Below are 13,789 nucleotides of genomic sequence, written 5' to 3' on the forward strand. Positions count from 1 at the left end.
ACCTCGTCCGTTCGGCCAGGTTCTGCGTTGAGCATGCGTTTGTTATGCTGTCGCTTCACTGTCTGTCGCGGCTCCGGCGTTCCGCCAGTGCCGCATGCAAACCCCAGGATCCATGCTCCAGCTCTTCTACTCGAACCGCTACGAAACGCTTGTCGGCGCGCTGCTCGACGACCTGGCGCAAGCGCCGTCCGACCCCTGGACCGCGCAGCCCGTGATCGTCCCGAGCGCTGCCGTGCGGCGCCGTCTCGAGCTCGATATCGCCGCGCGCCAGGGCATCTGCGCGAATGTCAACTTTGGTTATCTCGCGCAATGGCTGTGGGCGCAGATCGGCGGCGTGATCGAGGTGCCGAAGCATTCGCCGTTCGCGCCAGACCGGCTCGTATGGCGCTGCTACCGGCTGCTGGGCCAACTGAACGACGGGGGAGAAACGCTGCCCTGGAATGCGTCGCCGCGTCTGCGCACGTATCTCGACGCGGCGGACGCTTCGATGCGCTACGAACTGGCGCGGCGCGTGGCGACCGTGCTCGACCACTATCTGACGTATCGCCCGGAATGGCTGCTGCAATGGCAGAAGGGCGGCTCGATCTTCGCGAGCGGTGCGGCGGACGACTCCGGCCCGCGTCTTGTCGGCGCGAGCGAAGCGGCGCGCGAAGACGAGCGCTGGCAAGCCGCATTGTGGCGCGCGGTGCTCGCGGAACTGGCGGGAAACGGGCAAACGGCCGCAGCCGCGTTGCCGCCCGCCTACCGTTTTCTGGATGAAATCGGCACGCTCGATCTCGAGGCCATCTCGAACGCACAGTGGCCCGAAGCGGTCAGCGTTTTCGCGCTGCCCACCATGCCGCCGTTGCACGTGGCGCTGCTGCGCGCGCTTTCGCGCTGGGTCGACGTGCGCCTGTACGTGATGAACCCGTGCCGCGAGTTCTGGTTCGACGTGGTCAGCGAAGGGCGTGTTCAGGCGCTCGACGCCGCCGGCCAGCTCGACTATCAGGAAGTCGGCCATCCGCTGCTCGCCGAGTGGGGCCGGCAGACCCAGGCGCAATTGCACATGCTGCACGAGCTGACCGAGAGCGCGGCCTCCGGCGAGACCGGCGATTTCACGGAAAATCCGCAACCGAGCTGGCTTGCCGCCGTGCAGAACGGCATCCTCGATCTGCGCAAGGAGACCGACGCCGACGAACTGCTGATCGAGCAAGGCATTGAGGTCCACGTTTGCCACAGTCTGTCGCGGCAGCTCGAAGTGCTGCACGATCGCCTGCTCGGCTGGTTCGACGAATTCGACGACCTTCAGCCGTCCGACGTGCTGGTCGCCGTATCCGATCTCGCGGCGGCCGGCCCCTTGATCGACGCCGTGTTCGGCACCACGCCGCCTGGCGACACCCGCCGCATTCCGTATCGGATCACCGGCTTGCCGCCGTCGCAGGCCAATCCGGTCGCGCGGTTGCTGCTCGATTGGCTGGCCTTGCCCGAGCGCAGCGTGGGCGCGCCGGACCTGATCGAATGGTTGCGTGTCGACGCCATTGCCGTGCGTTACGGGATCGACGCGAGTTCGCTCGAAGCCGCACAGGAATGGCTGGCCGCGGCCGGCGCGCGTCGTGGGCTTTCACCGGTCGAGCCGACCGGCGAACATGTGCCGATCGCGCGTCATACGTTGGCGGATGCGCTTACGCGTCTGTATCTCGGCTACGCCATGCCGGACGGCGGCGAACCGGTTGACGCGTGGCTGCCGGTCGAAGGCGCCGACGGCGCGGATGCCGAGCTGCTCGGCCGCCTGTCGCGCTTCGTGGACGACATTGACAGCTTCGCGGCGAATTGCGCGGTCGAACGCACGCCTGCCGAATGGACCCAACTGCTGCTCGACACGCTCGCGCAGTGTTTCGACGGCGGCGTTGAATTCGCCCATTCGCTCGCCGCCGTGCGCGACGCGATCGACCAAATGGGTGACGCAATGCAAGCCGGCGCGCAAGAGGTCGCGATGCCCGCCGCAGTGGTGCGCGGCGCGCTCACCGAAGCGCTCGACGACCCGGCGCGCGGCGGCGTGCCCTGGGGCAGCGTGACGTTTTCGTCGTTGACCAGTTTGCGCGGGTTGCCGTATCGCGTGGTGTGCCTGCTCGGCATGGACGACGGTGTGCTGCCGAGTCTCGCGCGCGCCGACGAGTTCGATCTGATGGCCGCGTTCGGCAAAGCCGGCGACCGCCAGCGGCGCGACGACGAACGCAATCTGTTCCTCGATCTGCTGCTCGCCGCGCGCGATCGCCTCTTCATTGCTTATACGGGCCGCAGCATTCGCGACAACTCGCCATTGCCGCCGGCCGCGCTGGTCGACGAATTGCTCGACCATCTTGCGCAGGTGTCGGCGGGCGAGGGCGCGAGTCCGGCTGAAGTCGAGAGCGCGCGGCATGCGTTCATTGTCGAACATCCGTTGCAGGCATTCGCATCGGACTATTTCTCGCCGCAATCCGGTCTCTTCAGCTACGACGCGGATCGCGCCGAGCTGGCCACGTTACTGGCCGCGCCCGCACATCCCGCCGCCGCACCTTTCTTCGATCGACCCTTGCCGCCAGAAGAGCCGGCGCCGATCGCCTTCGACGAATTCGTGCGCTTCTGGCGTCATCCTGCGCGGGCGTTGTTGCGTGACCGGCTGGGCATCGTGTTGTCGGACGCACAGGGCGAATTGCTCGACACCGAGCCGTTCGAACTGGATTACGCCGGGCGCGATGCATTGGCGGATCGTCTTTTGCCAGTCCTGCTCGACGCCGCTACGGAAGACGACGTCATCTTCGAACGCGTGCGCCGCGTGGCGGCGGCCAGCCCGGAATTGCCGGGCGGCGCGACCGGCGCGGTGTGGCGCGCACGTGAGCTCGGCGCGTTGCGCCAGCTTGCCGACAGCGTGCGCCGCGAAGCGGCTTCGGGTGTCGAGCGTTTGCCGTTCGTGCTCGACATCGCACCGCGCTGGCCGGAGAGCGCGGAGATCGCCGGCCCGCTTTTCGGCCCGCATGACGCGCTGCTGCGGCAAGCCGCGCAAACGCCGCTGCAACTGCACGGCAGTCTGAATCTGCTCACCGAAACAGGACAAGTGATTTTCCGCTACGCCAAACCTACCGCACGCGACTATCTGTCGGCGTGGCTCGCGCATCTGGTGTATTGCGCCGCACGGCCGGACGGTCCGCGCCGCACCGTATGGCATGGCAGCGGCGAGAGCTTCGAACTCACACCGGTCGCCGCGCCGCTCGACGAACTGGCGCCGCTTGCCGCGTTGTTCAAGGCAGGGCGCATGCTGCCGCTGCGCTTTTTCCCGAAGAGCGCGTGGGCCCGGGTCAGCGAAAGCGAATCCGCGGCGCTGGGCGTCTGGATCAACGACCGCGTGCGCGGCGAGTCCGACGACCCCGCGTTGCGCATCGCCTTGCGCGGCACGCCGCTCACGCTCGAGGAACCGTTCGGCAGTCTCGCCGCGATCGTGTTCAAGCCGCTCATCCAGCATCTGCGGAGCGCGTCATGAGCGGGGGCAAGCGGAGTTACGCGCTGGTGGCCGAGGAACTCGACGTCTTCGCCTGTTCGCTCGACGGCGTGAATCAGATCGAGGCTTCGGCGGGCACCGGCAAGACCTGGAATATTTGCGCGTTGTATGTGCGGCTGCTGCTCGAAAAGAACCTGAATGCGGATCAGATTCTGGTCGTCACGTTCACTAAGGCGGCGACGGCGGAATTGCACGAGCGCATTCGCGGCCGTCTCGCCGAACTGCACCGGGCGATCGAAATGGACGACGACGGCGGCGATCCGTTCGTCCGCCGTCTCTTTGAAACGACGCTGGCGCCGGAGCGGGGCATCGAGCGCGAGGCCGCCTTGAAAATGGTGCGACGCGCGCTGCGCACCTTCGACCAGGCGGCGATCCACACCATTCACGCATTCTGTCAGCGCGCGTTGCAGGAAGCGCCGTTTGCCGCGGCCATGCCGTTCGCTTTCGAAATGGAAGCCGACGACGCGGCCTTGCGCTTCGAAATGGCGGCTGATTTCTGGCGCGAGCAGGTGGAGCCGGTGGCACATGCGCATCCCGCATTTGCCGCGTGGCTGGTGGCCAAACACGCCGGTCCCGCTTCACTCGACGAGCAGCTCGCGCGGCGTCTGAAAAAGCCGTTGGCGCAGTTGCGCTGGGGTAAGCTCGACACGAGCGGCAATGGCGCGGATCCGCAAGCAGGCTTCGATGCGGCCTGCGAGCTCTGGCATGCAGAGCGCGACACGATCGTCAGTTTGCTGGCCGAGGCGCAGGAGCGCTTGAGCAAGACTTCGCACAAGCCCGATCATGTGAGCGGCGCCATCGCCGCATGGACCGAATACTTCGCGCAGGGCGACTGCCATGCGCCGCCGCCGAAAGCGGCGTTGAAGCTGACGGCTTCAGCCTTGAAGAAGGCCACCAAGGTGAAGTTCGAGCCGCCCGTGCATCCGTTCTTCGAACACGCTGAAGCGCTGGCGGCGGCCGTGGTCGCGGCCGAAGCCGCGCAACGCGCGCGCTGGCTCTCGCTCGTGCAGGCCTGGCTCGACTACGCACCCGCCGAACTGGTGGCGCGCAAGCGCACACGCCGGGTCGTGTCGTTCGACGATCTGCTGTCCAACCTGTATCGCGCGCTCGCCGCGCACCCCTGGCTTGCCGACGCTTTGCGCGCGCGTTATCCGGCTGCGCTGATCGACGAGTTTCAGGACACCGATCCGCTGCAGTTCGCGATCTTCAGCCGCATTTTCGCGCCGGCCGGTCCGCTGTTTCTGGTCGGCGATCCGAAGCAGGCGATCTACAGTTTTCGCGCGGCGGATCTGCATACCTATCTGGCGGCGCGCGAGGCGGCATCCGCGTGCTACACGCTGGCCGTCAATCAGCGCTCGACCGCGCCGATCGTCGAGGCATGCAATCGGCTCTTCGAAGCCAATCCTCAGGCATTCGTGCTGGACGGTCTCGACTATCAGCCGGTGCGTGCGGGCGAACGGCGCAGGCCACCGTTCTCCGACCCGCAGGCGAGCGCCGGCGACTTCCGTATCTGGACCTTGCCGCAGGGCGATGCCGCATTGAACAAGCGCGAGGCTCAGCGCGAAGCGAGCGAGGCGTGCGCCGCCGAGATCGTGCGGCTGCTGCGCGGCGCGCGCGAAGGCATGGTGACGATCGGCGACGCGCCGCTCGCGCCGGGCAACATCGCCGTGCTGGTGCAAACGCACAAGCAGGGCAGTCTGATCAAACGCGTGCTGGCCGCGTGGGGTGTCGGCAGCGTGGAACTGGCGCAGGCGTCGGTGTTCGCGACGCTCGATGCCGAGCAGATCGAACGCGTGCTCGCCGCGGTCGATACGCCGGGCGATCTGCGCCGTTTGCGCGCCGCGCTGGCAACCGACTGGCTGGGCCTCGACGCCGCCGCGTTGTGGCGTCTCGAGCAGGTGGCCGACGCGCCGTCGCCCGCCGACGACCCCGCGCACGCCGCCGACGCGATGGGCTGGGTGGAACGTTTTTCGCGCTACCGCACGCTGTGGCATGAGCGCGGCTTCGCGGTGATGTGGCGCACGCTGATGCGTGAGCTGCGTGTCGCGCAACGGCTGGTTGCCGGACCGGACGGCGAGCGTCGTCTGACGAACGTGAACCACCTGGCCGAACTCGTGCAGGCGCGCGCCGCGACGCAACCAGGTATAGCACCGACCTTGCGCTGGCTCGCCGCGCAACGCACCCAGGGCGGTGGCGAAGAGGCGCAGTTGCGACTCGAATCGGATCGCAACCTCGTGCAGATCGTTACCGTCCACAAATCGAAAGGGCTCGAATACGCGGTGGTGTTCTGTCCGTTCCTGAACGATGGCGCGTTGCGCGAGCCGCCGTCGTCCGGCTTGCCGGATGCCCGCGAGTACCACGACGAAACAGGCACAGCGGTGCTGCACTACGGTTGCGACGACGAAGAAGCCGAACATGCGTCGCGCTACGCGGTGCGCGAGCAGGCGGCGGAGCGGGCGCGGCTCGTCTACGTGGCGTTGACGCGCGCGGTGTACCGCTGCTATCTGGTTGCCGGCACGTATCAGTCGTCGCGCTCAACCAGGGAATCGCGCCGCAGCGTGCTGAACTGGCTGGTGGGCGGCAGCGGCCACAGTTTCGACGACTGGCTCGCCGAGCCGCCCGACGAAGCCGCGTTGTCGGCGCGCTGGCAGGCGCTGGCGGGTGGGTCGATCACGCTGCAGCCCTTGCCGAGGCCCGAGCGCCGCGTGCCGCTGGAAAGCCTGCAGGACCGCAGCGCGCATATGCAGGCGCGGGCCAATCGCAGGCCGCTGCGCGATCAGTGGCGCATGGCGAGTTTCAGCGGCCTGATCGCCGCGGGCAGCAAAGCTGATGAGGCGCACGCGCCGGTGGAAGAAGTGCGCCCCGATCACGACGAAATCGCCGATGCGCTCGTGGTCACGCCGGTGCCTGCACCGCACCCTCAAGCCCACGCGGAAGACGATGTTCTCGCGTTTCCGCGCGGCGCGGCGGCGGGCGACTGTCTGCACCGCATGTTCGAACTCGCCGATTTCACCGCGCCGCCTACGTGGACCGACGCCATTCGCGGCGCGCTGCGCGAGCGTCCGGCGCCGGCTGCGCCTGAGCTCGCCGCGCGCCTGCCTGCGATGATGCACAACCTGCTCCGGGACGTGGTCGCTACCGAACTGCAGCCCGGCATGAGGCTCGCGAATCTGGATCCGCGCCGGCGTCTGAACGAGCTCGAGTTTCTGTTCGCGGCGCCGTCGCTGGATTTCCCTGCGTTGCGGGAACTGCTGATCGAACACGGCTATCCTGACGTCGCACTGGAACCCGGCGTGCTGCGCGGGTTCGTCAAAGGATTTATCGACATGATCGTCGAGCACGACGGACGTTTCTGGATCGTCGACTGGAAGTCGAACCATCTGGGCGACACGGCCGCCGACTACGCCGCCGCGCCGCTCGAAGCGGCTATGGCGAGTCACGCGTATCACCTGCAGGCGCTGCTTTATACGGTCGCATTGCATCGTTACCTGAAAACGCGGGTGCGCGATTATTCGTACGACACGCACATCGGCGGCTATCTGTATCTGTTCGTGCGCGGCGTACGTCCGCATTGGCATGACGCCGACGGGCCGGCGGGCGTGCACAGGCGGCGCCCGGCATTCGAACTGGTCGCGCTGCTCGATGCGGCGATGATCGGAGGTGTCGCATGAGCACGTTCGAACAGAGTGCGTCTGTGCCGCCCGAACTCGACGACATCGGCGTGAATCTGCCCGCGCCGGCCGATTTCAGCACCGCGCTCGCGGAAGGGTTTGCGCGTCGCATCGGCACGCTGGCGCGGCGCGGCGGTGCATCGGCGGAGGCGGTCAAATGGGCGGCGCGGGGCGCGTTCGCCGCGAGCCGCGCGACGGCCGAGGGCCACGTGTGCGTGCCGCTCGCGTTGCTGGCGCGACGCTTCGAGGCATCGAGTGCCGAAGTGCGCGCGGCGCTGTTCGCGAGCGGCATGGCGAGCGATGGCTCGCAAAGCGCGGCAGCGTTGCGGCCGTTGGTGGTGGATGGGCAAGGGCGGTTGTATCTGGCTCGCTATTACGATTACGAGCGGCGGCTTGCGCGCGCGCTGGTCGCGCATGCTGGAGCGGGTGTCAGTTCCCGTGCCGCTCTCGGTGCTGAAGCAGGCGGCAACGCGCAGACCTTGCACGAGCGCCTGCTGCGCTACTTCGGCACGCCGAAAGACAACGAAGTCGACTGGCAACGTGTCGCGGTGGTTATGGCGCTGTCGGGACAACTCACTATCGTCAGCGGCGGACCCGGCACCGGCAAGACCACCACCGTGGTCGGCGTGCTTGCCTGCCTGCTCGATGCGCGCTCTGATCTGAGAATCGCACTGGCGGCGCCCACGGGCAAAGCGGCACAACGCATGCAGGAGGCCTTGCTAGGGCGTGCCGGCGATTTGCCGCCCGAACTCGCGGCCCGTTTGCCGCAGACGTCGTACACATTGCATCGGTTGCTCGGTTCCGGGCCGGGCGGGCGCTTCCGGCATCATCGGGACAATCCGCTGCCTTACGACGTCGTGGTGATCGACGAGGCGTCCATGATCGATGTCGCGATGGCCGCGCATCTGCTCGACGCTCTTGCACCGCAGACGCGTCTCGTGATGTTGGGCGACAAGGACCAACTGGCCGCTGTGGAAGCCGGCGCGGTGTTCGCCGAACTCAGCGCGCGTCCGGCGTTCACGCAAGATGGTTTGCGGCGGATCGCGGAGGCGCTCGGCATCGACGAATCGCGGCTGACGCAGGCGTTGCCGCACGCATCGCGCAGCTTGGGCGAGGAGCGCACCGGTTCTTTCAAGCAGTCCAATGCGCCGGACGCTTTCGAAGCGCGGCCCGACGATCTGTTCGCCTGTGCGGATTCGCAGGACGTCTTTAATGAACCGCTCGCGGGTGAGCTTTTTGACGGTGCCGCGTCATCGCCGGGTCCGGCACCGCACGCGTTAAATCCGCTCGCCGATTGCGTCGTCTGGCTCGAGCGTAACTATCGGTTCGGTCTCGAATCGCCGATCGGCCGCCTGTCGCTTGCGATCCGTAACGGCTCGGCGAGCGCGGCGCTCGACGTCCTACACGCTGATCCCTCGGAACCTTGCGCAGCGGCGCTTTACGAAGACACCCATGCGACGCTTGCCGAGCGCACCGTCGCGCGTCTTGCCGCAGGCTTCGCGCCCTACGCCGATGCGCTGGCTGCAGCGCTTGCAGCCGAAACGCCCGACCCGTTACCGCTTTTCGACGCGTTGAACCGTTTCCGCATTCTGTGCGCGACCCGTTCGGGGCCGCGCGGCGTCGATCAGGTGAATGCGGCGATGGCGGCGCAGGTGCGGCGCTCGGCCGGTGTGACGCTGGCAGTGGGCGCGCAGTGGTTCGCCGGGCGTCCCGTAATGGTGACGCGCAACGACTACGCACTGGGTCTGTTCAACGGCGACATCGGCATAGCGCTGCCGGGCGCAAGCGGCGCGTTGCGGGTGTATTTCCGTACCGGCGACGGCGGCTTGCGAGCGGTGTCGCCGGCGGCGCTTCCGCCGCACGACACCGCATTCGCGCTCACGGTTCACAAGTCGCAAGGCTCGGAGTTCGAGCATGCGGTGCTAATGCTGCCGTCGGTATTCAGCCGGGTGTTGTCGCGCGAGTTGGTGTACACGGCGATCACCCGCGCGCGTGAGCGGGTGGAAGTGGTCGGGGCTCGCGCCGTGCTGGCGCAAGCCATTGAAACGCCGACACAGCGCGATTCGGGCTTGGCCGCGCGGATAGCGGAAGTGTGGCGTGGCGCTGAATAGCATGACGTGGGAGCAGCTGCGTTGCCGGCAACGGCAGGTCGGATAACTAGACAAACTGAACGGCAGACGGCCGCATTGCGCGCCGGAACCGTTCAACCAGCAGCTCCACCCGACTGCACGCGCGCCTCGACCCGCGCGCGCATGGTCTTTCGATACCACAGCGTCCACAGCGTCAGGCCGCCATAAATGCCGTAGCCGGTGAACGGGGAAACCACGAGGAAGCGCTCGATCGGCCAGGTGAGCGCCATCCACGCACGCAGCGCCGTTTCGCCGGTCAGGCCGACGCCCCACACCAGCGTCATCAGGCGCATCGCGGCGACCAGCGCCGGGCGCTCCTGCCACAGCGTTTCGAAGCGCGCGGCGCCGCCTTCCATTTCGCGGGCAACGGTGGCGCGCGCAAGATAGAAGATCAGCGGTCGGCGCATGGGTAGTGAAAGAAGAAACACCACGCCGACCGCGCCAGACACCAGCGACTCGCGCAACAGCAGCATGCGCGGACTGCCGCCGAGTGCCATCGCCGCAACCGAGAGCACGATGCCGGACACCACCATCACGCTCAGCGCGTCGACGCGCCGGAATCGCACGAGTTCGACCAGACTCCAGAGGATCGGCGGCACGGCGGACGCGATCAACGCGCCAGTCTCGCCCAGATGCGGCAGCGCGAGCCGGTAAGCGAGCCATGGCAGCAGGAAGTTGACGGCCAGTTCCAGCACAAAACCCGGACGGAGCTTCATGTGAATTTACGCTGTAAGCGAAAAGCGCAGTATCGATGAAGCGGCGGTGCCGATGCAAATAGTTTTTCGCCTACGCAAGCGCGCCCGATAGTCCGTAATCGGCGTGGGGGCGCACTGTGTACACTCACGTCTTCCAGCCCAATCCCGTGTCATGACATCCCGCTATCCGATCCCATCGAACGAAATCGAACTGACCGCAGTGCGCGCGCAAGGAGCGGGCGGCCAGAACGTCAACAAGGTTTCGAGCGCCATTCACTTGCGCTTCGACGTGCGCGCTTCGTCGTTGCCGGAGGTGTTGAAAATGCGTCTGCTGGCGCTGTCCGATCACCGGCTCACGCGCGACGGCGTCGTGATCATCAAGGCGCAGGAGCATCGGACTCAGGAGATGAACCGCGCGGCGGCGCTGGCGCGACTCGATGAACTGATTGAAAGCGTCAGCGTCACGCGCAAGCCCCGCTTCGCGACCCGGCCGACGCGCGCGTCGAACCTGCGGCGCCTCGACGGCAAGGCCAAACGCAGCGAGATCAAATCCGGCCGCGGCCGGGTGGACGATTAGCGCTTGCCGCCGCGTCCCGCTACCGGGCGCAGGTCCGGCGTGGCGGTGGTCGGCACGAAGTCGACGCAGAGCACATGAGTGCCGTCATGCTCGAACGCGAGAGCGGCGGTATAGCAGTCCTGGCCGTCGGCGAGCGAATAGTGCGGACCCATCATCGCGACACGCCCCGGCGCGGCGAGCGCGTGCTTGAAATAGGCTCGCCGCGACCAGTTGCTGCGCGTGTCGCTATAGAGCGGCGCGAGCCGCAGCGGCGGCGGCGGCACCGAGGCGGCCGTGACCGAAGGCAGGGTCTGCTCGCCCTGTCCGTCGGTGATGAACACACGGCGTGCTTCAGGCAGATGCCACACCTTTTGCGCTGCCTGGCGCAGATCGCCGGTGGCCTGGTAGGTTTCGGCGGCGGCCAGCACCGCTTCAGCGAAACCTTCGAACCCGAGCCGCTGATGGCCGGCATGCCTGCGTTGGTAGTCGGCGAACTTGCTCCACATCGAGTCGATCAGCTCCGGCACTTTCGCGCAGGCCGCCTGCACGGAACTCTTCGGCTGACCGAGCCAGAAACCCTGCACGAAATCGACGTCGGCCTCCATCAGGATCATCAGTTCTTCGTCGGTTTCGACGCCTTCGGCCAGCACCAGCGTGCCTGACTGATGGAGCATCGCGATCAGGTGGCTGATCATCGAGTCGTCGCCTTCGCGCTTGCCGGCGCGCGCGACCAGCGAACGGTCGAGCTTGACGATATCGGGACGGAAGCGCCATACGCGGTCGAAGTTCGAGAAGCCGGTGCCGAAGTCGTCGATCGCGATCAGAAAGTCGCGCGGGTGCGAGGCGGCGAGCATGCTGGCGACGGCGGATTCGTCGTCCGCAGGCTGTTCGAGCACTTCGATCACGATGCGCTCCTGCGGCAGACCGAAGTGCGCCGACAGTTCGTCGATGAACGCGCGTTGCGGCCAGCCGGTTTCGAATACCTGTGGGCGCGTATTCAGAAAGAGCCAGCCGGTGCTGATGCCTTGCTCCATGAAGTTCGCCACGTGCAGGCAGCGCGCGATCCGGTCGAGCTCGCGCGCGTCGGCGGCCGAACGGGTGCCGGAGAAGAGCACTTCCGGCGAAACCGGCAGGCCGACCGGGTCGAACGCGCGCAGCAGCCCCTCATAGCCGACGACGCACTGGTGCGTCACCGACAGCACCGGCTGGAACACGCTGTGCAAAGTCAGCGCGCGCCAGGTCGCGGTCCAGCCGGACTCGTGCCGGGCAAGATGCGGGAGCAGGCCGCTCAGGGTCAATTCGCTGACGGATGGCATAAAGGCGGGCAGGAGAGCGGACATGGCGGCTTCGCGGCAAGCGGATGACGGGGCGCGCTCGACGATTCGGCGCGCAACGGAGGCTCGGCCCTCACGTGTGCGGGGCGGGTCGGATACAGCCCGGGAACGCGCAGAGCAATGCCAGCCATGCTGAACTCCGGCGGATTAATCAAAACCAGTCTAGCAGTTTGCAATTCGCGTGAATGTGCGGGTAATCACAGACGCGGGGTTGTGCCGGCGCTCCTGCCGGATGTCCCGCCGGGCGGTTTCCCAAGGCCGTCCGCCATGCTGCCGCCGGCCTGTCGCGCGAGTTTTGCACCCGCTTGCCGTGCGCAAAACCGATTGCCTTCGTCGCAATCAATCGCCTGTATGAAAACGAGCGTAACAGGGCGCCACGCGGACACCCGCCAAACTCCAGGCAAGGGCGGCTCTGACGTAGGGGCGCAGGAACGGGTTATCGGCTCGGCCCCGACGATGCGTGGCCGGCGAAGCCGCCGGCCGGTACGCGGATCCTGCACGTTTGGCGGGCGCCCGGTATGCTGCTGCTTTCTGTGAAACGGAGGTTAGGCATGTCGGAAATCGCGGTGGTCGCAATCTCGGTGGCGAAGCCGGGCTACGAGGAGCAACTGAGTGAGGTGCTCGAAGGGCTGGTCGGGCCGACGCGCAAGGAACAGGGAGCGCTTCAATACGATTTGCACCGCGACGTGCAGGAGCCGCGCCGGTTCGTATTTGTCGAGCGTTGGGAAAGCCAGGAAGCCCTGGCGGCGCATGCGCAATCCGCGCACATCACGGCTTACAGGAAAGTGGTGGCGGACTGGGTCGAGCACGCGGAAGTTCGCGTCGTGTCGAAGATCGCCTGAACGGGCGGGCGGCGACAGACGGCGCGTCGCGCAACGGCGCGCGGGTTGCCGGCCGAATGAGTTGGCCCGGCAAATCCGCGTGCCGTTTGATTACATCGGGCTGTTAATGCGTGGCTTGCGGAACGTCGAGGATCAGGATGATGGTCCAGTCGGCGTCGCCGTCGTGGTGATACTGCCGTTCCGCGACGATGAACGGCTGCTGCTTGCCGTCCGGCCCGAGAAACAGCACGTCGCCTTCCATCGGCAGGCATTCGACGGGCGGCAGCGCCAGAAACGCCTCCTGACCGCCGCGCGGCATCAGTTTTTCGATTTTGCGAGATGCGGCCTCAGTCCATTCGATATCAAGCTGGATGTTGCTCATGCTGTCCTCCGCACCAGGGTGCGCACGGGTTAGGGATTCCGGCTGGGTGCCGGTCGGTGCGCGACTTTAGCACACCGTCGGCTGCGCGCCGCAGGGCTCGAGCGGCCCGTTCGCGCCTGGTGGGCACGCCGCGCTGATCCGGGGCTTGCAAGTCCTTTGCCAGCTGCTTCGCTAGCGCTCTCGCCAGTCGATTAGACAACAAAAAGCCGAAGCCGGCGGTGCCGGCTTCGGCTTTTCACCTCCGCGGCAGGGCCGCAGGTGAGTGAGTAATTGCGCTTGCGACCCGGGTGCTTACGACCCGGCGTCCGCCTTGGGAGCTTTTTTGTGATGCATGCCTCCCTTATGGTGTTTCATTGTCGCGGCCGGTGCGCTTTCCATTGCTTGCTGGCGGTTTTGCAAATCTTGCGCACGCTGCTCGACGTCGGCGGCCTTGGCCGGATCGGTGCTCATCATGACGCCGTTGTCCTGCGCATAAGCCGCGCCCGTTACGGCACTGAGGGAAACCAGGATCGCCAGGGACACTTTCTTCATTGCTACCTCCGCAGAGTGGTTGTGGACCCGAGTAGTTGCCTGTCCAGACGGAAAGACACTGCATTCTAGTCAGCAATATCCGCTCCAGCGGGAGGTTTTGTAAGCGCGATGACAATTCGTTACATCTTGTTACGCTCACGCCCCGTCGCGACACGG

Annotated in this window: 9 protein-coding genes; 5 read left to right on the plus strand and 4 right to left on the minus strand. The window is 66.5% G+C overall.

The features are described from left to right. The first annotated feature begins 112 nt into the window (after nt 1-112). The 3 genes from recC to PDMSB3_RS07635 are packed head-to-tail and all read left to right on the plus strand — an operon-like array spanning nt 113 to nt 9,296. On the plus strand, nt 113-3,496 hold the full coding sequence (gene recC / locus PDMSB3_RS07625) for an exodeoxyribonuclease V subunit gamma (protein WP_165185633.1): 3,384 nt from the start codon (nt 113-115) through the stop codon (nt 3,494-3,496). Beyond that, nucleotides 3,493-7,185 carry an exodeoxyribonuclease V subunit beta gene (gene recB / locus PDMSB3_RS07630; protein ID WP_165185636.1) on the plus strand — a complete coding sequence of 1,231 codons (3,693 nt, stop codon included), beginning with the start codon at nt 3,493-3,495 and terminating at the stop codon, nt 7,183-7,185. The genes recC and recB overlap by 4 nt, the downstream gene beginning before the upstream one ends. Beyond that, entirely contained in the window at nt 7,182-9,296 is a 2,115-nt protein-coding gene (locus PDMSB3_RS07635; protein ID WP_007182311.1) for an AAA family ATPase, read from the plus strand. The genes recB and PDMSB3_RS07635 overlap by 4 nt, the downstream gene beginning before the upstream one ends. A 92-nt stretch (nt 9,297-9,388) precedes the next feature. Here PDMSB3_RS07635 and PDMSB3_RS07640 read toward each other — a convergent pair whose 3' ends face one another. Continuing rightward, nucleotides 9,389-10,030, minus strand: a complete 642-nt coding sequence (locus PDMSB3_RS07640; protein WP_165185638.1) for a VC0807 family protein — start codon at nt 10,028-10,030, stop codon at nt 9,389-9,391. 151 nt (nt 10,031-10,181) lie between these two features. On the opposite strand from PDMSB3_RS07640, the gene arfB reads away from it, so the two are divergent. Further along, the gene (gene arfB / locus PDMSB3_RS07645; RefSeq protein ID WP_007182309.1) at nt 10,182-10,586 is read left to right on the plus strand and encodes an alternative ribosome rescue aminoacyl-tRNA hydrolase ArfB; all 405 of its coding nucleotides are present in this window, start codon (nt 10,182-10,184) and stop codon (nt 10,584-10,586) included. Here the strand turns inward: arfB and PDMSB3_RS07650 are convergent. Next, a complete protein-coding gene (locus PDMSB3_RS07650; protein ID WP_007182308.1) occupies nt 10,583-11,905 on the minus strand; it encodes a sensor domain-containing phosphodiesterase in 1,323 nt (440 codons plus the stop codon). The genes arfB and PDMSB3_RS07650 overlap by 4 nt on opposite strands. A gap of 545 nt (nt 11,906-12,450) precedes the next feature. Here PDMSB3_RS07650 and PDMSB3_RS07655 point away from each other — a divergent pair. Next, nucleotides 12,451-12,741, plus strand: coding sequence for a putative quinol monooxygenase (locus PDMSB3_RS07655; RefSeq protein WP_007182307.1), 291 nt, complete (start codon nt 12,451-12,453; stop codon nt 12,739-12,741). A gap of 103 nt (nt 12,742-12,844) precedes the next feature. Here the strand turns inward: PDMSB3_RS07655 and PDMSB3_RS07660 are convergent, their stop codons facing one another. Further along, the gene (locus PDMSB3_RS07660) at nt 12,845-13,102 is read right to left on the minus strand and encodes a hypothetical protein (protein WP_007182306.1); all 258 of its coding nucleotides are present in this window, start codon (nt 13,100-13,102) and stop codon (nt 12,845-12,847) included. A 291-nt stretch (nt 13,103-13,393) separates the two neighbouring features. Beyond that, on the minus strand, nt 13,394-13,633 hold the full coding sequence (locus PDMSB3_RS07665; RefSeq protein WP_007182305.1) for a hypothetical protein: 240 nt from the start codon (nt 13,631-13,633) through the stop codon (nt 13,394-13,396). Between the last annotated feature and the right edge of the window lie 156 nt (nt 13,634-13,789).

It is taken from the genome of Paraburkholderia dioscoreae (assembly GCF_902459535.1).
GTDB classification, from domain to species: domain Bacteria; phylum Pseudomonadota; class Gammaproteobacteria; order Burkholderiales; family Burkholderiaceae; genus Paraburkholderia; species Paraburkholderia dioscoreae.